The organism is Microcoleus sp. T3_D1 (assembly GCF_036700405.1).
Taxonomy (GTDB): domain Bacteria; phylum Cyanobacteriota; class Cyanobacteriia; order Cyanobacteriales; family Microcoleaceae; genus Microcoleus.
Map to the genome: position 1 here is coordinate 123,446 of NZ_JAUBOV010000006.1, position 24,032 is coordinate 147,477.

A 24,032-nucleotide genomic window follows, 5' to 3' on the forward strand; every position below is an offset into this window, starting at 1 on the left:
CCCCTTTATCCATTAAAGAGCTACTTTTGAACGTTAAAAATTAAAAATCAAAAATGAAGAATATTTCCTCATTTTTGATTTTTAACTTTTTATTTAGACGACAGCGGCGATCGGGCGGCTGGCGGAAGGACGGCGATCGATCACTTGATCGACTAATCCGTAGTCCTTTGCTTCTTCAGCGGACATGAAGAAATCCCGTTCGGTATCTTCTTCAATGCGGGAAAGCGGCTGACCGGTATGGTTGGCAAGATGTTCGTTCAGGCGGCGTTTGTGGTACAAAATTTCTTTTGCCTGAATTTCAATATCGGTTGCTTGTCCTTGAGCTCCGCCTAGAGGTTGGTGGATCATAATCCGGGAGTGAGGCAAACTCATCCGCTTGCCTTTAGCGCCGGCACTCAACAGAAAAGCGCCCATGCTGGCGGCCAAACCGAGACAAATAGTGCAAATGTCGGGGCGGATGTGGTTCATCGTGTCAAAAATGCCCATACCTGCTGTTACCGAACCCCCTGGGGAGTTGATATAGAGGTAAATATCTTTCTCCGGGTCTTCGGCGTCTAAAAATAGCAATTGGGCAACGATCAGGTTAGCCAAGTCTGAGTCAACCTGTTGGCCCAAGAAGACGATGCGATCGCGCAGGAGTCGCGAGTAAATGTCAAAGGCGCGTTCGCCGCGACCGGATTGTTCTATAACTGTTGGGATCATTGACGCCTGCCTGCCTATTACGTATCTTTTTTTAATTTTAGCGACTAGGGCTCAGTTATAGTTAGCGATCGGTGGCGTGGGATCGAGAAATCGGCAAAATCCTTAAGCTGGGGGGGGTTGGGGCGTTAATTTGTGGAAGTTGTGGCGGGGGTGCGATCGGAAATCCGATCCTGCAGGCGATCGATGTTGAGGCAGCGGACATCAATAAACGTTAAATGTTGTTATGTGGCGATCGTATCATTGGGAGAACTGAAATCGCTCGATCGCCGCTGACACTAGGAAAATGGTCTAAAAATTCATCGACCGAATCACCAGCTTCGAGATAATCAAGTAGAGTCTCGATCGGGACGCGAGTCGCGATAAAGACAGGATTTCCCCTAAAATTTCGGGGTCGCTATGAACGATAGTAGCTGCCAATTGCAAAGAAAAGGTTGTGACATCAAGACAATCTTCTTCACTCCAGGTATCACTTTGCTCGAACGATCTGTTAGTTTCCATCGCTAAATCCCCACTGGATTTTTATAGATTATATCTTTGCTAGGATTACTGGTAGCGGGATTTCTTTGATTTAATCACCTCAATTACATTGTCGTGTCTTTGCCCTTCAATAATATCCTTGAGATGAATCTGTCCGTTGACGTACTGAACGTGGATGCGCCAGCCTGAGACTTTATCAATATCAGCACGATAAACTGCCTGCTTCACACCCTTAACTTTATGCAGTCTCGTTTTGGGAAATTGTCTCGTCCTGTGACATTCCTGGTCTTCAAGTTCTGCTAAAGCTTCCAGAAAACTAATCTTTAGCTCGTCATCTGGCAAAATTTTCATAGCTTCGTAAATAATGCCATATTCATCACAGAGAATAAGGTTTTGCGCCATAACTTAAGCTGATTATATCTAGGCAGTTTCTCGATCGCGCTGAAGTAGGTCTTGATACAAAGACTCTGCTACACCCTTATACGCTCGATCGAGTTCGTCGTGTTGAATTGCTCGAAAAAGAGTAAAAATAGCTTGCCCAAAAATTGGGTCTTCGTCAACCGCCAAAACCACTCTTAGTTTTTGAGAAATTCGTAGCGTATAAAGCGAAGACTCGTAACCATTCAGGTCTGACGATAGCGGGAGACGACGCAGCTTGCGATACACATTTGATTTTTGAGTAGGAAAAAGGCTGGCACAATAATTAATTTTTTGAATTACTGCGGCTTTCTCATCTTCATTTAGCAGCGCAATATCTTTCTCAAATTCCCTTGTTGACTCAATTAGAATATCCACGTCAAAAACCGTAAAAAATATATATAAATTATACTACAAACAGCTTTTGATTGTCAAGCCACTTGCTCACAACTTACCAGCAAACGCGCTTGTTTAACAACCCACAATTCAAATTTTAATCGCCCAACGACGGCGGTACATTCCATACAAAATTAACCACCAAAATAATACCGCTGTCACGGCAAATGCTAGGGAACCATTCAGCGGCCCGGCCCACGGCACAAACCAGTTCTCGTAAATCCAAGTGTAGGTAGTTGGAGCATTTTCACCAGTACCGATATGAGTTTTTAACAGAATTCTGGCAACTATACCGGAAGCAACAAACAGGAAAATTGCATTCACTCCCATGATTTCAAAGGGCCTCCCCCATTTCCACTCCCGCACTTCAATTGTTTGGTAGCAAAATGCTAGCAATAACAACGCCCAACCAGCAGTAAAAACTACATAGGAACTCGTCCAAAGTTGTTTGTTGATCGGAAAGGAAAATCCCCACAAGTGGCCGATTACCACGCAACGGAATCCCCAGATTGCTAAGTTGATACTGGTGCGGGTTTTGATTGGCTGTACTCGCAGCCATTCTCCGGTAAAGTAGCCGATTAGGACTGTAACGCTTGCTGGTAAGGTGCTCAACAATCCTTCTGGATCGAAGGGGCCGCCTTTGTACAGGTGTTGGCTACCGAGAATTAGCCGATCGACATATCCTCCTAAATTTCCTTCTGGCGTGAGTTCGCCGGCAGTGTACCCCCCTACAGCAAATACGGTTAGTGCGCCCCAATAGCCCAAAAGCACGGCAACAGCGAGCAGTTTTTGATTGCGGGGAGAGAGGTTGAGAATGGCGATCGCACTGAGGAAATAAGCTAAGCCGATGCGCTGCAATACTCCCATGATGCGGATTTTACCGAAGTTTTCCACTGGGGCGCTGTTGAGAAGTACGTCAAGGGCGATCGAAGATGTATTTAGCAGCAATCCTAATAGAAATAGAATCGCGGCGCGGCGCGCAATTCGCCAGTAAATATTTGAATAAGGAAGAAGCAAGAAGGAAGAAGGAAGAGGGTTTTTGGCGGATTCTGATTTTTCCTTTGTTTGTGTAAATTTTGAGGTTTCTATTCCAGTTTTAGGAGAATTTTGAATATATTTAGATAGCGAGAAAGACATCGCGCAGCCAACGATGAACAAGAAAAACGGAAATACTAAGTCTGTCGGGGTGCAGCCGTGCCATTCTGCGTGCTCTAGCGGCGGATACACCTGTTTCCAACTGCCGGGGTTGTTGACTAGAATCATCGAGGCGATCGCAATTCCGCGAAAAACATCAAGGGATTTGAAGCGCATGGGGAAGAAGGGAGGAGGAAGAAGGAAGAGTGAAGAAATAAAAACTACTAATTACAATTGCCAAGTACCCATTACCCATTAGCTAAATTTCAATACCTTCCAGAGTCATAATGACTGCATTTTTCATCAACATATCGCAGCGTTCTGCATAAAAAGATGCTGCCTTATCATACTTGTTGATTTGCAAAACGCGCAGAAACATTTGCCTTGCTTGCGCGAATTGCTGCTGGTAGTGAAAAAAAATTCCCTGTTCAAAATAAGTTTGAGTTTGTGCTTTTAGTTCGATCATTGTCGCCGAGTCGCCATCGTAAATTTCAAATACAGCAACAGGTGTTTGTTTTCCTTTTACTTGAACGCGATCGAGAAATCGGCACTTGTAATGTTGAGGATCGTCTATTCGGCAAAGGGTTTGGACGCTAGCTACAATAGCAACTCCATAAAGCTTTGTCAATCCTTCGACGCGGGAAGCTAAATTAACGGCATCAGAAATTACCGTACTTTCCATTCGTTCCGCTTCGCCAATCGTACCTAACATTAAAGTACCCGTATGCAAGCCAATCCCTATCGAAATAGGTTGATAGCCACTGTTTTGCCTGTGTCTGTTATAAATTTTTACTTGCTGCTGCATCTCAATTGCTGCTTGCACAGCATCTTCAGCCCTGTTAGGAAACAAAGCCATAATCCCGTCACCAATGTATTTATCTATAAAACCGTTGTACTGGCGGATAACAGGGCCAACTCGGCTTAAGTAAGAGTTAAGAAATTCAAAGTTTTCTCGGGGAGACATACTTTCGGACAGACTTGTAAATGAGCGAATGTCGGCAAACATAATCGTCATTTCTGCTTGTACAGAGTCTCCTAGTCTCGCATCAACGATGCTTTCTCGTTTTAGAAATTTCAAAAATTCACGGGGTACAAAACGGGCTGATGCGGCGGCTATTTTTTCGAGTTCGCTTTTGCTGGATTCGATTTGATTGAGCGATCTAAATGCTCTCAGTGCGGTGACAACTGTGGTAAATAATTTTTTGTTAGTAAGTTCTGTTTTGGTTTTGTAATCATTGATATCGTAGCTGACAATTACTACATCTTCTGGTACTTGTCCGGGCTGTCCAGTTCGTAAAATAATTCGCACAATTTGATTATTTAAAATATCGCGGATGTATTTAACTACTTCCAAGCCTGCTTCTTCGGTTTCCATAACTACATCGAGTAAAATCAATGCTATGTCGTAGTTATTTTGGATTATTTCTTTAGCTTCTTTTCCTGAGTAAGCGCTAATAAATGTTATAGTTTTACCTTCAAATTGAAAATCGCTTAATGCTAATTTAGTAATATTATGAATTTCTATTTCATCATCGACAATTAATATTTTCCAACTTTCTTCTAGCGGTTGTTGTTGCGCCTCGTCTTCCTCGGCAAATATTAATTCATCGTCACCCGCCGCGATTAATTCGTCATCGCCTGCAGCCAACAGGTTTTTACTAGCTTCTGACATATATCGTTCTCCTATATAAAACTTATATCCATGTTGGCGGTCTAATAACTAATTGCTCATTTTAGCGGGAAATTCAATCATAAACCTTGTGCCTTTATTTAGTTGACTGGTGCAGCTAATTGTGCCTTTTAGTTTTTGAGTAACAAGGTTATAAATAATGTGCAGTCCCAATCCCGTGCCTCCCTGACCTCTTTTGGTGGTAAAAAACGGTTCAAAAATTTTACTGAGATTTTCTGGGTCAATTCCTTTGCCGTTATCGGCATATTCAAATATTAGCCGATCGCCCTCTAGTTTGAAATCAAAAGCCAGAACGCCTTCGTCTTCTCCATCGTAGGCGTGAATTAGGGAATTCAACACCAAATTTGTCACAATTTGACACACTACGCCGGGGTAACTGTCCACTACAATATTTTCATCACACTTAATCTGTATTTTGTGCTTAGTTCTTTTTAGTTTGGCTGTTAAGGATGTCAAAATTTCCTCTAGATAGTTTTTAACATTAAACGTGCGTTTTAACTCGCTAGACTGATCCACAGCTACTTCTTTAAAACTGTGAATCAAGTCGGCCGCCCGCGTGAGGTTAGATAAGATCATATTACTGCTTTGCACGGCGGTATCCAGAAACTTTTCTAAATCGGAACGTTTTATTTGGCCGTTACTGTAAACCTCAAAAAACTTTGTGGCTTTTTCAGCAAGCAGGGAGGCGGCGGTGATGCCTATGCCGATGGGAGTATTGATTTCGTGGGCAACACCTGCAACCAACCCTCCGAGGGCAGCCATTTTTTCCGATTCTACCAGTTTATTTTGAGCCGATTTTAAGTCTGCTAAAGTTTGGGAGAGCTCGGAGGTACGCTGCTGTACTAAATTTTCGAGATTCTGATTGAATTGGTGCAAGTTGGCGTAAAGTTGGGCATTTTCGATGGAGATAGAAATTTGAGAAGACAGCAGTTTTAATATTTCTAACCTGTCTTGGGTAAAAGCGCCGGTAGTCAGATTGTTTTCTAAATATAGAATCCCAGTGAGTTGACCTTGATTAATTAACGGAGTGCAAAGAATAGATTTAGGTTGAACCGCCATTATATAGGGTGTGCGAGTAAATTGTCCTTCGCGGCTGGCATCGTTTAAAACTATACTTTCCTGGGTGCGGGCGACGTAATTCACAACTGCAACTGCTAGCAAAGTTACTTCTCGATCGTCGGCTACAAAATCTATCGGAATTGATTGCATGACAGCCACGCGATCGACATCTACAGATCCTGATGCTTCAATCACCCATTGACCCTCTTTTTCTAGTATTAAAAACCCTCGTTGCCCCCCGGCATTTTCAATAACGATTTTCATCATTTTGGCCAGCAGTTTGTCTAGAACTATTTCGCCCGCTAAGGTTTGCGATGCTTTCACTGCGGTAGTCAAGTCTAGCACGCCTGCAGCGTCGTTCGTAGTGGAAGCGCTGCTGGTAGATTTGTGAGTTTCAATATTAGTTGAAATCGAGCCGGAAGTTAGCAAGTGCGAGTATTTCGATTCTAAATGCGCTGCTTTGGCTGCTGCTCCCCAGCGCTGATAGCAATAACGCGCTTCTGTCAAGTAAGTTTTAGAATTTTTTTCTCTTCCTATGGATAGATAAAATGCTCCTGCCAATTCTGCTGCTAGTGCTTGTACTTGTATGTATCCGTTTTCTTGGGCTCCGTCAATTGCGCGATCGTAATATTCCATTGCTCTCACAACATTGCCCAACACACGCGCTTTTTCTGCCGTAAGTAAGTCGCATTTATGCTGAAGATTCATGGGCGCAGAAAGCGCTTTTTGTTGCAGTTTTTTTCGGTTACTGACAGCGTAAAAAATATGCTCTTCTTGTTCCTCCTCTGTTGCAGATGGATAGGCTGCTAGGCGGGCTAAAGAATCGTAAAACTGGTATTCAGAAACATTAATAAAGCCTGCTACTCCGTCTAAATATACTTCGGCTTGCGCTGCATTTTCTAGCGCTGTAGCGGTATCTCCAAATAAATAGGCTAGTATTAATTTTTGCAAATAAAAGTGCTGTAGTCCCACCCGATCGTTAGCTTTCAACAGCAGCGACAACAATTTTTCTTCGCTGTATGCTTCACCTAATACAAGGTGTGGAATTTCCAATTTTCCCATCAATTGCAAAATAGTTTGCCGATATATGTGATTCCAAGTCAATACAGTTTCTTGCTTGAGTTGAAACAGCAAATGGTTGTAACTTACCATTCTCCGTTCCAGTTGTGGCAATTCTTGACCGATGAAATACAAAGACTGACAAATATTTACGGCTGAATATCCGACAGATTCTAAATCCCCATTTTCTAGCGCGCTTTGATAGGCCTCCTCTAATAGCGGCAAAGAGTCTTTAACGTGATGCTTGCCGTTCATCAAAATGAATGCTACTAAATTAAGCGTTTTGCTTTTGAATTCTAACGCATTTAATCTATCGCTCAAGTTTAAAGCTAATTGACCAAAGCGATCGCCCGATTCAATATCTCTAACTATTCCTTTTAAAATTGCTCCGTAATTAGCATAACCGAAGGCAGAAAAAGTAGAGTTCCCGTAATTAATAGATAAATTAACTTGCTCGCACACAATCAGCGGCAGCAGCACAGGTTCAACTATAAATGTAGCTGAAAACATACTGGAAAGCACGCGCATAGTTGCTAATTTGTGCGGATTTGTCATCAGCGGCAAGTTAATTAAATCTTCTATTTTTATTTCGGTTAAATAAGCGGCAGTTTTAGCCAGTGCTTGCTGAATGTGGAGGGGAATCGGCGATTCTGGAAAGTTAATTCCTAACATTTTTAGTGCTTCCCGACCAATTTTTACCGATTCTTGGAGTTTTGTTTGCATCGCACAAGCTATGATTCTGATTTCAAACACTTTGATTTTGTCTAGTTCATTTTTTGCGTGTTGCAGGACAATTCTCGCCCATTTTTCCATTGCTTCAAAGTCGGTATTGAGGTAAGCAGCTTCTGCTGCTGACTCGTAGAGTGCCAGAGTCAAGTCGTAGTCAGTTTGCCAACTTTCGGGGGGAAGCAGTTCAATACCTGCGGTTAAATATTTGAGGGCAAGTTCGTAAGCTGCACTTGCTTTTGCTTTGCGGCCTGCAATTAAATTTAATTGGGATAAGTGAAATTGTTCTAATTGGCTGCGGATGATTTCTTTCGCTAAATTTAGTTGGTTTACGGTATCAAAAATATGCTCTTCTAATTGCTCTGGCGGTGAATTATGCAGTAAAAAATTGCCTATTTTGAGATGGATTTTTTGTTTTTGATAATCGGATATTAAAGCATAAGCTGCTTGCTGCACTCGCTCATGCAAAAATTTGTAAGTTGCGCTCGAAACATCAGCCACTGGTAGGGAAAATTCATCGGTAAAGTCTCTAGATATTGTGTCTGTTACTTCGGTGCGTGCTGCTAGGGCGATCGGAATTTTGTAGGCATGATTCACGAGCAAAATCAGACCGGACTGAAGTGCCTCTCCGAGGTCTGTTTCTGCGGACGCCAGAGGTTTTTCGGCGAGTGTCGAGATAGTTTCTAAATCAAATTTGTTCCCGATACAAGCGGCTAATTTAAGCAGTTCCTGAGTCTTCTTTGAAAGTTTCTGAATGTTATCTATCATTAATTCTACAACATTGTCAGTTATTCCCATTTCTTGTATTTGTTCGATATCCCACTGCCACTCGCCTGTAAGATGGCATTTTTTCACAATTTGCTCTGAGATTGGTTGCGCTAAGCCCGACAGGTTAGGTTCAGCTAGCTCGACCAACTTATTCGAGGGTGAAAGTTTAAATTGAATCAAAGTTTTTGAGTAAAGAAATTTTATTAATTGAGTTAAAAAGAAGGGATTTCCAGCGGTTTTTCGTAAAAGCAATTCTGCTAAACTTAGGGATTTTTCTGGGGCGCAGTTCAAAGTATCGGCCACAAATTGGTTGACGCTGCTTATATCTAAAGGCGAAAGGGCGATCGCCCTCACAGTACCGCCTGCTTTTTTAATTGCTTCAGCGGTCAGCATTAGGGGATGATTTGCATCTACTTCCTGCTCTCTATAAGCTCCAATTATTAATAAATATTGAGTCCCCAGGTCAGTTGCTAGCAGTTCTATTAACTTGAGAGATGCTGAATCGACCCACTGCAAGTCGTCCAGGAAAATTACTAGGGGGTGTTCTTTTTGAGCAAAGACGCGGATAAAGTTTTGAAATACTAAATTAAAGCGATTTTGAGATTCATTTGCTCCTAAATCTGGGACGGGGGGCTGCGGCCCGACAATCAGTTCTACTTCAGGAATAGCTTCAATAATTACTTGGCAGTTGCCGCCGAGTGCTTTTAAAATTTTTTCTTTCCAAATATGGATTTTTGCGGCATTTTCGGTGAATATTTGTCGCAACAAATCCTGAAAAGCTTGGAGCAAAAAAGCGTAGGGAATATCGCGCTTAAATTGCTCAAATTTGCTGTCAATAAAATACCCGTTTTCCCGCCGATTCGGCTTGTAAACTTCATATACTAACGACGATTTGCCCACACCTGCTGAACCAGAAATCAGCACGATTTCTGTATTGCCCCGCCTCATCCGCTGGAAGATACTAAGAAGCATATTAACTTCTGCTTCTCGCCCGTAAAATTTTTGGGAAATTTGCAGGTGACTTGACCGATCTTGCTCGCCGAGGGTTATGTGGGAAATTTCGCCTGTAGTTTGCAGTTGAACGAGACAATTTTCCAAGTCGTACAAAAGTCCGAAAGCACTTTGATACCTGTCTTCGGCTGTTTTTGCTAAGAGTTTTATGACGATATCGGAAACGACTTGAGGAATCTCCTTGGTTCCTACTTGATTGATTCTGCCTTCGATGCTTCTGCTTTGTACTTTTTGCTTTCTGTTTTCCCAAGGAGAAACTGGCGTTTTGGCAATATGGCAGTGGACTAATTCCATAGGATCGATCGCCTGAAAAGGCAATTCGCCACAAAGCATCTCATAAAAGGTGACGCCTAAAGAATAAAAATCGGTGCGGTAGTCGATCGCCCGATTCATGCGCCCCGTTTGTTCAGGAGACATATAGGCGAGAGTGCCTTCGAGTAAATGGGGATGGCTGGGGGCGGGGTTTTCGCCCGGTAGCAGGGAGGCGATCGCAAAATCAGCAATCTTGACATCTCCTGTCTCGATATTGACAATAATATTGCTGGGTTTAATATCCTTATGGATGATGTGGTGTTCGTGGAGTTGCCCAATAGTTTCTGCTAGTTTGATGCCAATATGCAGAAATTGTTGTAACTCTAGCTGGTTGTTGCTGAGAAAGTCTTTTAGGGAAATACCACCAAAATCTTCTAAAACTAAAACAGGAAAGTGATTGTATGTTTCTATTTTGTAAAGCTTGACTATTCCGGGTAAATTCAAATTTTTAAGAATTTCGGATTCGTGCAGCAGTTGGGATATTTGCGCTGGGTTAGGGTATGGCGGCGTGAGAGTTTTGAGGATAACGGGTTTTTGTTCCTCAAGCTGCATCCCTCGATAAATAACTGTGTGAGGGTTTGTATAAAGTTCTCCGTCAATGCGGTATCCCGGAATAGAAATCATGATAGTTAGGGGTAATTTCAAAGATGCGGCTATACAATTTTAGATTTTAGATTTTAGATTTTAGATTGGGAATGATTGATGATATAAGGGTTTGGAGCGCGGGCTGAGAGTTGCATTCTTTTTGACCACAAGTATTATTAAGTAAGTGAAAATACACATTGCCGGTCGAGTGCGGTTTTTACGGCAGTAAACTGGCTACTATGATATAGCTTAGCTAAATCCATCCCTAAAGAGGGGAGCATCTCAGTTTTGCATTTACAGTGCGAGCGTCCCCGCTCGCGTATTGTACGATACGCGAGCGGGGACGCTCGCACTACAATAAAAAAAATGCTTTTTACAAAACTGAGATGCTCCCCTAAAGAGTCCTCCTAGATACTTTTTTGTCGCTTATTTAGTTATCTATATTATTTTAGTATTCAAAAAATCAGAAGTGGCACTTTGCTATCCCGGCAGTGCCAAAATAAACGGGTGCGTGCAAATCTACAGCTAAAATCTAAAAAAATCATGCAGAATATAACTGCCTCAAATCCAGCTAATGCGACCGATCGCGCTTTTGGCACCGCAGACATTCAATTGCTGGTAGTGGATATAGACGGCACGATCGCAGGTATGTCAAACGACATCCGAGAACCAGTCAAGCAGGCAATTTTGGCGGCCTCGTCGCGGGGAGTGAAAGTGGCCGTCGCTACGGGCAGGATGTACCGATCAGCTTTGCGTTTTCACCGCGACATCGGCTCAACATTGCCACTGATTTGCTACCAGGGCGCATGGATTCAAGATCACGCTACTCAAAAACGGCTGCGGCACTTGCCGCTGTCGAAACAAACTGCTCTGCAACTGTTAGATTATTTTGAAGAACCGCATTTGCGACCGCTGCTTTCGATCCATTTCTACATTGACGACCAACTTTACGTGCCGGAAATTACCGCAGCTACCCGAATTTATGCCGAACGATCGGGCATTGAACCAATGGTGATTAAAGATTTGCGGCGAGATATTCCGGGGGAACCGACGAAAGTTTTGGCATTGTGCGAGAATCCGGGGGTACTCGACGGCTTGCTCAGCAGTATGCGGGAGCGCTACACGCCTGCAGAGCTTTATTTGACTCGATCCGTTGCTACTTTTTTTGAAGCTACGCATCCTTTGGCGAATAAGGGAGATGCGGTGCAGTATTTAGCGGAGGAACTTTTGGGTTTGCAGGCGGCGAATGTGATGGCGATCGGCGACAATTTTAATGATGTGGAAATGATTGCCTACGCGGGCGTTGGCGTGGCAATGGGCAATGCTCCTGATGGGGTGAAGGCTGCTGCTGATTGGGTGGCGCCGGATGTGGAGGAAGATGGGGTGGCGGCTGCGATCGAACAATTTGTTTTGGGCGGCTGATATTTGCAGCACAAATAATCTTCCCAAAATTATAGGGACACGGCTTTGCCCATTAGTGTCAACTTAATCTCAAACCAAGTCACAGAATGCTGTTTGACTATTCAGGCCAGATCCCCCCTAGCCCCCCTTAAGAAGGGGGGGACAGGAAGCTCTCAAAGTCAACCCCTACCCCCCTTCTTAAGGGGGATTTAGGGGGATCTAGACTTAGCTATGAACGAGATATCCCAAGGGTTTCAGCCTTAAGTTGACACTCCTTGGCATTGCCGTGTCCCTACTACTTTAAAAATGCCTTTCCACAGAAAAAGCACCGACGACTGGCCGTGTTTCGTCTCGGTGCTTCTTCTGGTTCGCTCCTCACACGTCCATCAATATAGCTGACTCAGTAAATTGTGTCAATACTTTTTACCAAAGTTTTTTTTTTAGTCTTTCCAAGCCTGGGTGCAGGTGCGGTGGATCGAGGTAGAACCTTTGGAAGGTAAGGGTTTTGGTCGATCGCCCTCTCCCTTGCCTTCACCAGAAAAATTTTACCTATAACAGCAAGAAAGCTCACACTGTACCTTTACCCAGCAGGTCAGTGTTGAGATGAATTGCGCGTGAGTTGACGACAGTCCTCGGACAATGCGATAGCTTTCGTTCGAGGACAGGTCGGAAACGAGCCAAATATTTGTGGTGAGTTGACATATTTTTAATTTATGTTACCATGAATATGTAAACACGGTAAGGTCGATGCCATGTACAGAGCAGTGAAAATCAGAATTTATCCTACCGACGAGCAGGAATCCTACTTGGCTCAATGTTTTGGCAATACTCGATGGTTGTGGAATTATATGCTCAATGCCACTACTACCGCGTATAAAGAAACTAGGAAAGGTCTTTCTAAAGCTGCGATGGACAAGTTGCTTCCTGGTTTGAAAAAGGAATATGAATGGTTGGGACAAGCTTATAGTCAGGTCTTACAACGAGTAACATTCAATCTTTCAAGCGCGTTTGTAAACTTTTTTGAGGGACGCGCTAAATTTCCGAGATTCAAATCTAAACATGGTAAGCAATCGATTCAATATCCCCAAAATGTGAAACTAATGCCACAGGATTCTGTAATCAAGTTTCCTGGTAACTTGGGGTTAATGAAAACCGTGTTTCACCAAGACCTTCCTGATGCTAAATTCACGACTGTAACAATATCGAGAAACGCAGATGGTAGGTACTATGCTTCTATTCTTTTTAACCAAGAAGATACGCCCGCCATCGCAATTAGAGAAGCTATCGGTGTTGATTTGGGGTTGAAAAACTTTGCTATAACTTCAGAGGGTTCAAAATACGACCTACCTAAGAAGCAATTGGCTAAGTTAGAAAGGAATAGAAAACGCAAACAAAAGAAATTAGCCCAAAAGACGGATAAAACCTCTAACAAGCGTCGCAAGGCTAAACTTTTAGTTTCTAAAGTCTCTAGCAAAGTAGCTAGAGTAAGACAAGACTTTTTACACAAGCTATCTCGCAAAATAGCCTACGAAAACCAAGTTATTTGTGTAGAAGATTTGGCAGTTAAGAATCTGGTTAAAAATCCCAACTTGGCAAAAGCAATATCAGACCAAGGATGGGGAATTTTTCTAACCATGCTCAAGTACAAAGCCGAGAGATTTGGTCACACCTACCAGGAAATAGGGCGGTTTTTCCCATCTTCTCAACTTTGTAGCGAGACTCTACTACCCATCCCAATACTGCAAAAAGGATATGATTCATTGGGTGTAAGACTTGTAGATTGTCCTCACTGTCTGCATCGCCATGATAGAGACATCAACGCTGCAATAAATATTAAAAACGAAGGCTTGCGAGTTTTGGCGTTAGGAACTAGCGCTTCTGCCCTTGGAGGGGATGTCAGACCAAGGTCATCAGGACGTAAAAAATCCATGAAGGCTGAGGCAATCCCCGTTGAATTGGGAAGCCCACACCCTATCTGTACTCAGATGGGTGTTGGGTAGTTCACTTCACTTCCACCAGCCAGTCCAAAATCAGAGCGTTGACTTCACTCGGCCGCTCGTCGTGGGGACAGTGGCCTGTGTTGGGAATGGAAACAAATTTCACTGGTTTATCGTTGGCGGCCAATTGTTGATAAATCTGGCTGCCGGCGATGGGTGTCCAGGGGTCGTCTGCGCCCCAAAGTACCAATAACGGACGATCGACTTTGGGCAGCAATTCTGACGGTTGAGGGCCTGGAGGGGCTGTGAGAATCGATGCAAACACTTGTTGAGCTCCGGGCTCGCAGGAGGGGGCGTGGAGGAGTTCTACGAGTTCGTCAGTGATGGCTTCGCGGTTCCCGTAGACTTGACGCAGGGTGTTGCGGATGCGGTGTTTTTGGCGGATGTTGTTGAAGACGAAGGGGCCGATCAGGGGCGATCGAACTAATTTAGTAAAAGTCCCCATCACTACTCGCAGCGGGAAATTTAGTTCGTCGGGCCGGTGGTTGAGCCCGCCGGCACAGTTGATTAAGACACCGCCGGCTGATATTTCTGGATGGTTGGCGACTACCATCAAACTCAGCAAAGCGCCGATCGAATTCCCCACAAATACAGCCGGTTCTTGTACCATATCCGCCCAGAAATCAGTCAGCAATTCTTCCCACAATTCCAGAGTGTAATCTAGGGCTGGTTTGGCGGAAGCACCGAATCCCAGCAAGTCCAGAGCAAATACGCGATAGCCGCCGGCCGCTAGTGGGGGGATATTTTGCCGCCAATGTCCGATCGAAGCCCCAAATCCGTGAATCAAGATCAGAGGGCGGCCGGTTCCTTGGACGGTATATTGGATTTTGTGACCTTTCCAAGTCCAAATTAGCTTTTCAAAACTCGTTGCAGATACTAATTGTTGTGCAGTCACGGCTATTATGTAAAGTTTCGTTAACTACTTTCATCATAGCAGAAGTCAGTAGTCAGTAGTCAGTAGTCAGTAGTCAGTAGTCAGTAGTCAGTAGTCAGTAGTCAGTAGTCATGAATTATTGGTTATTGGTTATTGGTTATTGGTTATTGGTTATTTGTTATTGGTTATTTGTTGTAATCCCCGATGCCCAATGCCCAATGCCCCATGCCCCATGCCCAATGCCCAATGCCCAATTTTTACTTTTTTTGTAGCAACCAATAAGTCATCATATTCCCCTTACCTTTTACCGGAATTACGCCTCGCCTCTCAAACAAATACTTATCTTTCAAAAGCTCATAAGTAACATCAGTAACTTGAATTCTGCCGGCAAAACCCGTAGCTTCCATCCTCGCCGCTACATTCACCGTGTCTCCCCATAAATCATAGGTAAACTTGCTCACACCTATCACTCCCGCAACCACCGGCCCGGAATTGATGCCGACGCGAATTGCCAGTTTTTCCCCTGTCTCGGCGCACAACTTTGCTATTTTTGCCTGCATTCCCAGGGCCATTTGGGCGATCGCCTCGGCGTGATCCTGTGTCGGCGTAGGCAACCCCCCGACTACCATGTAAGCATCGCCAATAGTCTTAATTTTCTCCACACCGTACTTTTCAGCTAACTGGTCGAAGTGGGAAAAAATTACGTTCAAGCGCTTTACCAACTCGGTGGGAGACATTCTAGCAGACAACTCAGTAAAGCCAACAATATCAGCAAATAAAACACTTACTTGGGCAAAACTGTCGGCGATCGTGCTTTGCTCTGCCTTCAAGCGTTCTGCGATTGGTTTGGGTAAAATATTTAACAGCAACTTCTCGCTTTGTTCTTGTTGAACTTTGAGCGCTTCTTGCGCTAATTTGCGTTCTGTAATGTCAGAAACAGTACCCTCATAGTAGAGCAGCTCACCTTTTGAATCTCGAACAGCCCGAACATTTTCTGACACCCAAATCCGGCGCCCGTCTTTGCGACATACCATAGATTCAAACCCCGAAACGGCATTTTCAGTATCCATAGCAGCCACGAATTCGAGGCGGCGTTCCGGGTCAACGTACAGTTGCTGAGCAATATTTTTAATCTCGGACATCAGTTCTTCTGGCGAGTCGTAACCGTACAATTTTGCCAAAGCTGGATTAGCGCTGAGATAGCCTCCTGAAGGCGTGCTTTGAAAAATGCCTTCCATAGCATTTTGTACAATGCTGTGATATTTTTCTTGGGCAATACGCAGCAATTCTTCTGCTTGTTTGCGCTGAATCAAAGAACCTAATTGAGTGCCGACGGCATTAAAAACGTCTATAAATCGTGCGTCTTTCCCACCAGACGAAATTTTAAAGAAAACTAGCACTGCCAATACTTCATCGCCTACCAAAATCGGCACGCCAAAACCCGCTTTGAATCCGAGTTCTAGTGCTATCTGACTTCGTAAAAAATTCGGGTAGCCCTGGGAAATATCTTCTACCCATTCCGGTTGCTTGGATGCCCAAACTCGTCCCGGCAGCCCTATATTCATGCCAAATGTCAGTTGTTCGCTTTGCCTGCGGAACGCCTCCATCCCCGCGTTGCTGGCATACCAGCCCCGGGCAGATTGCAGCACAGTTCCTTCTGCATCGGGAATCCAAGCTTCTCCTACATCCCATCCGATTGTTTCGCCCACTTGGTGCAGAATTACTTCTAAAGCTGAGTGAAAGTCTACAGCTTCGCCGATCGCCCGCGTAGTTTCCAGCAAAAACCGGATTGATTCTTGGGCCCGCTGCCGTTCTGCGATTTCTTCCTGCAATCTAGAATTGCGATCGTGCAGTTCCCTAGCTTGCAGTTGCAGTTTGGATTGCAGCCAACGAAGGGAAAGCTGGTTTTGAACCCGGGCTAAGACTTCTTCTACTTGAAATGGTTTAGTAATATAATCCACTCCTCCTACTTGAAAAGCTTTAACTTTTTCCAGCACATCATCTAGCGCACTAATAAAAATTACCGGAATCTCTTTAGTTTTTTCGCTTAACTTTAACTGCTCACAAACTTCATAACCGTTCATTTGCGGCATATTAATATCTAGTAAAATTATATGGGGAGGAGATATTTTTGCCGCTTGCAGAGCCAAGTGTCCGTTAATAGCCTTCCTGACATGATACCCGTGAGATGTCAGCATAGTCGATAGAAGTCGCAAGTTATCCGGCATATCGTCAACGATCAGAATGTCTTTAGGAGTGGCTGGTAATGGATGGTCATTCATCATAATATAATTGAGTTAAGTCGATAATGATATCTATCCGAAAATTATCGACTAAATCTGTTAAAGCGTTAGCGAGATTTGCCTCAGTTTCGGGAATTTCCTCGATCAGTTCGAGGATGCGGTTGTCGTCAACACAAAGTGCTGCTCGGTGCAACTCGACCACCCAGTCTGTGGGCATTACACTCAAATCCTCGGTGGTCAAACTTTTAAGCAGCGTGGGTGCTGCCAAAGAAGTAGATAAGTTTTCTTTCTCATAAATATAACGCAGGTTGAGGTGATGCGCTATCTTTTCAAAGAGTACCTCTTCCCGAAACGGTTTACAGATCAAATCGTTACAACCAGCAGACAAAATTATTTGCCGCTGCTCGTCAAAAGCACTGGCAGTCAAGGCAATAATTATTGTTTCTTTACCTTCTAGAGTTTTCTTAATCTGTCTTGTCGCTTCGTAACCATCCATCACTGGCATCAACATATCCATTAAGATCAGGTGGGGCTTCCAAGTGGACTGCAAAGCAATTGCTTCTTGACCGTTAGTTGCTTCGCGGACTTCAAATCCCAGCGGTACGAGGAGCTTAAGCAGCAGTTGGCGATTTTCCGCTACATCTTCAACTATTAATATCCGATAAGTTTCTTGTCCGGCTTCTAAAGCAATAACTTGTTTAATCGGTGGTTTTTCTTGTTCATCACTTTCTGTTACTAAGTTAACGGAAATATTAAATCGGAAAGTTGTGCCTTGACCGAGTTGACTTTCAACATCAATATCTCCTCCCATAATCCGAACAAACTGTTGGCTGATCGGCAATCCGAGACCAGTCCCCTGCATGGAGTTCCGACCTGTTTCGGTTTGCACGAATGGCTTGAATAATGTGGAAATTTCCGAGGGAGAAATGCCGGGTCCGGTGTCGGCAATTTCAAAATACAATTGGAATTTGTTTTCTTCTGTGGCGTTTTTTTCAGCTTGGCTGCTGACGCGCAAAGTAACAGTTCCGTGTTGAGTAAATTTAATCGCGTTGCCGAGCAGGTTAATTAAAACTTGCCGCAATTTAGCTTCGTCTGTTTGAATGTACTGCGGCAAATCGTCGGTATTTTCCAAGATTAAGTGCAAACCTTTTGAGTTGGCTTTTAGTTGCAGCATTTCTTTGAGACTGTTGAGAAGGTTGTAGAGATTGAAGCGGCTGGGATTGATGGTAATTTGACCGGCTTCTATTTTGGACATTGACAAAACATCATTGATGAGTTCCAGCAAATGTTCGCCGCTGCGGTTGATAATTTTTATGTATTCTTTTTGTTCTTCCGTGATAGAAATGTTGCGGGCCATGACTTGGGAAAAACCGAGAATGGCGTTGAGAGGCGTGCGGAGTTCGTGGCTCATGGAAGCGAGAAATTGGCTTTTGGCGCGGTTGGCAACTTCGGCGTTTTCTTTGGATTTAATCAGTTCCATTGACTGCCTTTGAGTGCGAGCGAGCAATTCCGCTTGCTGTAATGCTACTCCTAGCTGAGTGCTTACATCAACTACAACGTTGATTTCAGCTTCGCTCCACTGGCGGGGAGCTGAATTTTGATAGGAGGCTAGTAATCCCCAGAGCGTTTTCCCCCAGAAAATTGGCACAATAATGTATGATTTAGCTTGAAATCTTTCTAACAAATTGATGTAACAACTATCGAATCCTTGCTTGTAAATGTCTGGGACACAAAGGTAAGTTTTACCTCGGCTGTAGGCTCCGCCTTGGGTTTCTTGCAAATAGGTATCGCGTACTTCTTGTGAGGGGCTATCTAATTCTTTAACGACGCAACGGTCGCTGTCTAAAGCGCCTTCAGTAAGGTGAGAATCGAGTTCTTGTGCTTGGATGAAAGAAACCCACTTCTGGTCACGGGATTCCGCTACAAATTCGCCACTCCAGTCTGGATTGAAACGGTAAATAGCGACTCGATCGCACTTCATGGTTTGGCGCAATTCTCGGGTTGTGGCGTGAAAAATTTCTCGGATATCTAAAGTTTGCCGCATTCTTTCAATGATGCGGGCGATCGCTCTTTGTCGTAAAGCACTTTCTTGCAGTTCGGTTTCTGCTTGCTTGCGTTCCGTAATATCTACAGCCATTAAAGCAATGCCGATTGCTGTACCGTTATCGTCAATTAGCTGAGTATTGTACCACTCGCAGATGATAATTCTGCCGTCTTTAGTCAGATTTTCGGTAGTGCCGCTGGATTTGGCATTCAAGTCGTGATTGAAAATCTCAGATAATTGCGGGTGGTAGCTTTCAGGTACGATCAAATCGGAGGCGACTCGACCAATCGCTTCTTGCTCGCTGTAGCCAAAAATAGCAACGGCTGCGGGATTCCAAGTGATAATTTCTAAATTGAGGTTTAACTCGATAACTGCGATCGGCGTTTGCTGCAATAAAAACGAGATTCTTTGCTGCGATGCTAGCAGTTTTTCTTCGGCTAATTTGCGGTCTGTGATGTCATTAGCAGTGCCGAGAATTTGTTTGGGTTTACCATCGCTTGTTCTGAGAAATACTGTATCCCAACTGTGCATCCACCGCCATTCACCGTTTTTGTGTTTCATGCGGTATTGACATTCAATGACATCACCGTCTTGGGCTTGCTCCACTTTTTTGACGCTTTCCAAAAACTCTGGCAAATCATCGGGGTTGAGCAATTTTGGCATCATTTCTGTACCCATATCTTGTATTTCTTGGGCGGTATATCCGAGCATAGTCGAAATTTGTCGGTTGGTATAAACATTCCGCTGTTCAATTACATCGTAAACGTACAATAGGTTGGGATTGGAATCGGCGATCGTTTGAATAAAGTGCTGGCTCTCTCTGAGTGCGGATTCTGTTTGTTTGCGAACGCTAATATCTCGCGCCACGATAATCACTGAATCTGGAGTCAGCGGAGACACTTTAGCATCGAGGCAAACGTCGCGCTCTCCGACTTTAAAGCTATATTCAACATTGAGGGTTTGCTTCGTTTTTAGAGCTTGTTGGATGGCATTTAATACTAAATCTGCTATAGGTTTGGGCAAGACTTCGTGTGCCGTTTTGTTAATCATTTCGCTTGCAGGCTTCACCAAATTCGTTGATGCTGTCGGAGCGATTTTGAGGCAGCGCCCTTCTGCATTTCTCACTAAAACTGTGTCAGTCATGGCGGCAAAAATAGCCCGCAATTCTGCTTCAGATTCTTGCAGAGCTTGCTCAGCGCAGATGCGGGTGCGAATTTCTGCTTGCAGCAGTTTATTTTGCCGATCGAGCTGCTGAATTCGGTTTTTTTCTCGATCGATCAGTTTAGCTTGAGCGATAGCGAGCCCTACTTGAGCTGCCACAGCTTCTAATAAGTCGATTTCCTCGGGAGTCCATTCCCGGTAACGATCGCACTGGTGCAAACAGATAGCGCCGTTTGCCATGCCTTGGTAGGAAGTGCGAATTGCCAGCATCGATTTTAACCCAACCTTCTGGCAAATAGGTTGAGCAGCTTGCAAAAGAGGGTCTGAATAAACATTGTTGGAGGCGATCGCCATATCTTGTATCATCATTTGTATGACGTGAGGATTGCCCCAAATTGGAACAGGTACGTTCCGAATAGATGGGCAATCGGGTTCGAGATACTCGGCCGCCATAGGAATATCGACTTGGGGGGTAGTAACGTAAGTATGAATCAAACAGCGATTGGCGCAGAATGCCTGACCGATTTGAGTAGCAGCTATTTGAAATATTTGTTCGGGCTGCAAGCTCGATCGAATTTCCTGAGTTATTTTTGCAATCAGCAATTCTCGCTGAACTTGCCGTTCTAAAGCAGCTTTAGCTCCAGCCATTTCTATTTCTGCGTGCTTGCGATCGCTGATATCAAAAAGTACGCCATACCAAACAATATCGCCATTATCGCGCATTTCTGGTCGAGAATTAGATTGCAGCCATTTGAGTTTCCCCGACGGTGTAACAATCCGCCATTCAAAGGCAAAAGGTTCTAAAGTTTGGGCGCTAGTAGCAATTTGTTTGACCAGATATTCTCGGTCATCTGGATGATTTTGATCGAAGCACAAGTCGGGATTTTTTAATATTTCCTCACTCTCTAATTCGTAAATCTCCCGACACGCATAACTAATATATTCAAACTTGAAACTTCCATCGGGCTTCTTGATAAATTGATAAATAACTCCCGGTATATTGACAGCCAATTTCTGCAACCGCGCTTTGCTTTCCCGGAGTGATTGTTCTGTCCGCTTGCGAAATTCTACCTCTTGTTGCAGTTGGGCATTCTGCTGTTTTAATTGTTTTGATAGCTGTTGTATAGTCAATTGACTTTCGATCCGCACTAAAACTTCTTCCACTTGAAAAGGCTTAGTAATGTAGTCAACACCGCCGACTTCAAAAGCTTTGACTTTGTGAAAAGTATCATCAAAAACGCTCAAGAAAATAACCGGTATCTCACTCGTTTCCTCATTAGCTTTCAGTCGGACACAGACTTCGTATCCGTTCATTTTGGGCATGGCAATATCTAGCAAAATTAAGTCTGGGACAACTGTAAAATTAGCATTAGCCGCCATTTCTCCCGAAATCGCCCGCTGAACTTTATACCCTTCTTTCGTCAATATCTTTGATATAAACCGCAGGTTGTGGGGTTGATCGTCAATAATTAAAATGTGAATATTTTCTTTGTCAAATATCATTTTTTGTCTGACCATTGTGGTTTTTTTAGTGCTAGTAGCCGATTGATGATTTAATAAATTTAGCGAGTCCTTCCGCTCGTAATTATTTATAAAACCTTTTCAACCTCAGCAAATCGAGGATTAATTTTAGATATTAGCCATCAACTAACGCACCTTCTATTTTTTAAACTTATTCGTGGCTTGTCTTAAGTTTTCCACTCAAATTAACCGTACTTAACCACATTTTATTTCCCCAACAAACCCCCTTATTTAATGTCCCAATTAAGTTGGCAGAAAAACAATCCTCGCTTAGGCACTGCCGACCCAAGCAACCGGGTTTCTTAATTGTGTTTAAGGGCTGCGACCAACTATTTTCGTACAACCAGGTTGATGCGTCCAGGACTATTTTTTGCTTGACTTTTGCATTAAAAGTCCCAGGAGGATAACGCCAGTTTCTTGACATTTTGCTGCCACCTTCAAAGGATTTTAGCCGAGATACACACCGGGACGTACCGCGAGGCGAAGAAACCGGTTGTTTTACTCTTGTCCCTGCAACAAAGTATGGCTGTGAAAAATCTCGGTTTTGACGCACCCGCCCCTCAGTCTTAAGATATTTATAGGTGACTCAGAGTATATAGCAATCAACCTCGCACCCAAAGGCTACGATATAAACTATTTTCTCGGTCTTTTCTATGCCAACAATTCCTTAAGTTTAGCAATATTTTCACTGCTAAAGTAAATTTTAATTTCGAGTTCTTGGTCAGATTCCCACAGCAGTAGCATATTATCTTCCCCCAAGGCGATTTCGGGATTGTTCAATTCAAGTGTTTGATATTTAACTTCGGGAATTCCTACGCGAATTACCAGTTCCGATTCCAACTGAGGATAGATGTACAATTGCTGTTGCAAGTTGTCAAGTTCTAATTTGTCAACAGTGTTGTTACGTCGGACGGGAGAATCGGGTATGTACCAATAGAGAGTTTCCTCCCGAATTTCAGGATTGACTATCACAAATGTTTCGTCAAAACGCTGGGGGTGCCAGTGAATTTCGCTCAGACCGCCGATTTGCGGAATCAGTCGCTCTACCCAGCTAATTTCTTTGCCGTTGAGGTTTCCCCACCACTGACTGATATTATCGAGATTGTCAGCATTTTCGGGGTCGGTGCTGCCGGACTGCCAGACTGTTTTTAGTTGTTGCATATACAGGTTCTCCAGCGAATTTAAATTTGAGATTGCAGGCGTTCAATTGGAGATTCATTCGTTATACAATAATTTTAATGGACTTACCAATTATTTACCACGAAGATTACGTTGCACCTCTGCCACCGGATCACCGCTTCCCGATGGCAAAGTTTCGGATGCTTTACCAGATGCTGCTCGCGGACGGGGTAGCAGATAAATCGCAATTTCACGCTCCCGAACTTCCGCCTCAAGAATGGATTGAATTAGTCCACGACCACTCCTATGTTCAAGCTTACTGCAACGGAACGCTCGATGACAAAGCGACTCGGCGAATTGGTCTGCCTTGGAGTCGGGCCCTTGCTAATCGCACTTGCACTGCGGTGGCGGGAACTGTACTAACTGCCAAGCTCGCTTTAGAGTATGGTTTGGCTTGCAATACTGCGGGCGGAACTCATCACGCCTTCCCTGCTTTTGGGTCGGGTTTTTGTATTTTTAATGATTTGGCGATCGCCTCTCGCGTTTTGCAAAAAATTGGTTTAGTTCGCAAAGTTTTAATTGTCGATTTAGATGTCCACCAAGGAGACGGAACCGCCGTAATTTTCCAAGATGACAGCAGCGTTTTTACTTTCTCAATGCACTGCGAAGTCAATTTTCCCGGCACTAAACAAAAGGGCGATGTAGATGTACCTTTGCCTGTGGGTATGGAGGACGACGAATATTTACAAACATTGGATAAATTCTTACCCGATTTGCTGTCAAATGTCAAGCCTGATTTAGTTTTGTACGATGCTGGAGTAGACCCTCATCACGGTGACAAACTGGGAAAATTAGCTTTAACTGATACGGGCTTATTTCGCCGGGAAATGCAAGTGTTGATGGCGTGTTTGGCTGGCGGCTATCCCGTTGCCTGCGTGATTGGCGGGGGCTATTCCGATGACATGAATGGGTTAGTTTACCGACATTCGCTCCTGCACCGAGCGGCAAGCCAAGCCTACAGGCAGTACCGACTTTGATGCAGAGCGGCGAGATTTAAAATTGACTTCAGTATTGTTTGGCGAGATGATTGCGTGTTTAAGGTATAAATTCCTACTAAAAACTGGCTAAAGTGGCATTACAAGAGACTGTTGGCGAATCAATAACGGGCTTCACCCCTCACCCCTAAAAATAGTGGGTCTACACTAAATGTCTAATTGACCATATAGCTATCAACTACCACTAGCGAACGAAAATGCTGCGTTCCAGAGGTGAGGGGTAACACCCCCTGCGAATTCGCCAACAGTCTCTTACAATAGATAATATATGGCATTCAATC

General features: G+C 43.9%; 15 protein-coding genes. 3 read left to right on the forward strand and 12 right to left on the reverse strand.

Going from position 1 to position 24,032, the window contains the following annotated elements; all coding sequences use genetic code 11:
- Positions 1 to 93: 93 nt before the first annotated feature.
- From clpP to QT992_RS05135, 8 genes are all read right to left on the reverse strand, one after another.
- Positions 94 to 702, reverse strand: a complete 609-nt coding sequence (gene clpP / locus QT992_RS05100; RefSeq protein WP_006635758.1) for an ATP-dependent Clp endopeptidase proteolytic subunit ClpP — start codon at positions 700 to 702, stop codon at positions 94 to 96.
- 211 nt (positions 703 to 913) lie between these two features.
- A complete protein-coding gene (locus QT992_RS05105) occupies positions 914 to 1,045 on the reverse strand; it encodes a DUF433 domain-containing protein (RefSeq protein ID WP_333263713.1) in 132 nt (43 codons plus the stop codon).
- Positions 991 to 1,200, reverse strand: coding sequence for a hypothetical protein (locus QT992_RS05110; protein ID WP_333057896.1), 210 nt, complete (start codon positions 1,198 to 1,200; stop codon positions 991 to 993). Before QT992_RS05110 ends, QT992_RS05105 begins: the two co-directional genes overlap by 55 nt.
- A gap of 45 nt (positions 1,201 to 1,245) precedes the next feature.
- The gene (locus QT992_RS05115; protein WP_333057897.1) at positions 1,246 to 1,581 is read right to left on the reverse strand and encodes a hypothetical protein; all 336 of its coding nucleotides are present in this window, start codon (positions 1,579 to 1,581) and stop codon (positions 1,246 to 1,248) included.
- An 18-nt stretch (positions 1,582 to 1,599) separates the two neighbouring features.
- Entirely contained in the window at positions 1,600 to 1,974 is a 375-nt protein-coding gene (locus QT992_RS05120; RefSeq protein ID WP_333057898.1) for a hypothetical protein, read from the reverse strand.
- A gap of 108 nt (positions 1,975 to 2,082) precedes the next feature.
- Positions 2,083 to 3,303 (reverse strand): heparan-alpha-glucosaminide N-acetyltransferase domain-containing protein, encoded by a 1,221-nt coding sequence (locus tag QT992_RS05125; protein ID WP_333376652.1) that lies wholly within the window; start codon positions 3,301 to 3,303, stop codon positions 2,083 to 2,085.
- An 82-nt stretch (positions 3,304 to 3,385) separates the two neighbouring features.
- On the reverse strand, positions 3,386 to 4,798 hold the full coding sequence (locus tag QT992_RS05130) for an adenylate/guanylate cyclase domain-containing protein (RefSeq protein ID WP_333320955.1): 1,413 nt from the start codon (positions 4,796 to 4,798) through the stop codon (positions 3,386 to 3,388).
- Positions 4,799 to 4,846: 48 nt separating this feature from the next.
- Positions 4,847 to 10,375 (reverse strand): ATP-binding sensor histidine kinase, encoded by a 5,529-nt coding sequence (locus QT992_RS05135; protein ID WP_333342716.1) that lies wholly within the window; start codon positions 10,373 to 10,375, stop codon positions 4,847 to 4,849.
- 504 nt (positions 10,376 to 10,879) lie between these two features.
- Here QT992_RS05135 and QT992_RS05140 point away from each other — a divergent pair.
- Positions 10,880 to 11,758, forward strand: coding sequence for a Cof-type HAD-IIB family hydrolase (locus tag QT992_RS05140; RefSeq protein ID WP_333320959.1), 879 nt, complete (start codon positions 10,880 to 10,882; stop codon positions 11,756 to 11,758).
- 731 nt (positions 11,759 to 12,489) lie between these two features.
- On the forward strand, positions 12,490 to 13,737 hold the full coding sequence (locus QT992_RS05145; RefSeq protein ID WP_333320961.1) for a transposase: 1,248 nt from the start codon (positions 12,490 to 12,492) through the stop codon (positions 13,735 to 13,737).
- A 1-nt stretch (position 13,738) separates the two neighbouring features.
- Here the strand turns inward: QT992_RS05145 and QT992_RS05150 are convergent, their stop codons facing one another.
- The 4 genes from QT992_RS05150 to QT992_RS05165 form a co-directional block, all read right to left on the reverse strand.
- Positions 13,739 to 14,629, reverse strand: a complete 891-nt coding sequence (locus QT992_RS05150) for an alpha/beta fold hydrolase (RefSeq protein WP_333320963.1) — start codon at positions 14,627 to 14,629, stop codon at positions 13,739 to 13,741.
- Positions 14,630 to 14,865: 236 nt separating this feature from the next.
- Positions 14,866 to 16,893 carry an adenylate/guanylate cyclase domain-containing protein gene (locus QT992_RS05155; RefSeq protein WP_333320965.1) on the reverse strand — a complete coding sequence of 676 codons (2,028 nt, stop codon included), beginning with the start codon at positions 16,891 to 16,893 and terminating at the stop codon, positions 14,866 to 14,868.
- Positions 16,883 to 21,574, reverse strand: coding sequence for a PAS domain S-box protein (locus QT992_RS05160; RefSeq protein WP_333320967.1), 4,692 nt, complete (start codon positions 21,572 to 21,574; stop codon positions 16,883 to 16,885). Before QT992_RS05160 ends, QT992_RS05155 begins: the two co-directional genes overlap by 11 nt.
- 654 nt (positions 21,575 to 22,228) lie before the next feature.
- On the reverse strand, positions 22,229 to 22,738 hold the full coding sequence (locus QT992_RS05165) for a hypothetical protein (protein WP_333320969.1): 510 nt from the start codon (positions 22,736 to 22,738) through the stop codon (positions 22,229 to 22,231).
- A gap of 77 nt (positions 22,739 to 22,815) precedes the next feature.
- On the opposite strand from QT992_RS05165, the gene QT992_RS05170 reads away from it, so the two are divergent.
- A complete protein-coding gene (locus QT992_RS05170) occupies positions 22,816 to 23,733 on the forward strand; it encodes a histone deacetylase (RefSeq protein ID WP_333320971.1) in 918 nt (305 codons plus the stop codon).
- The last annotated feature ends 299 nt before the right edge of the window (positions 23,734 to 24,032 follow it).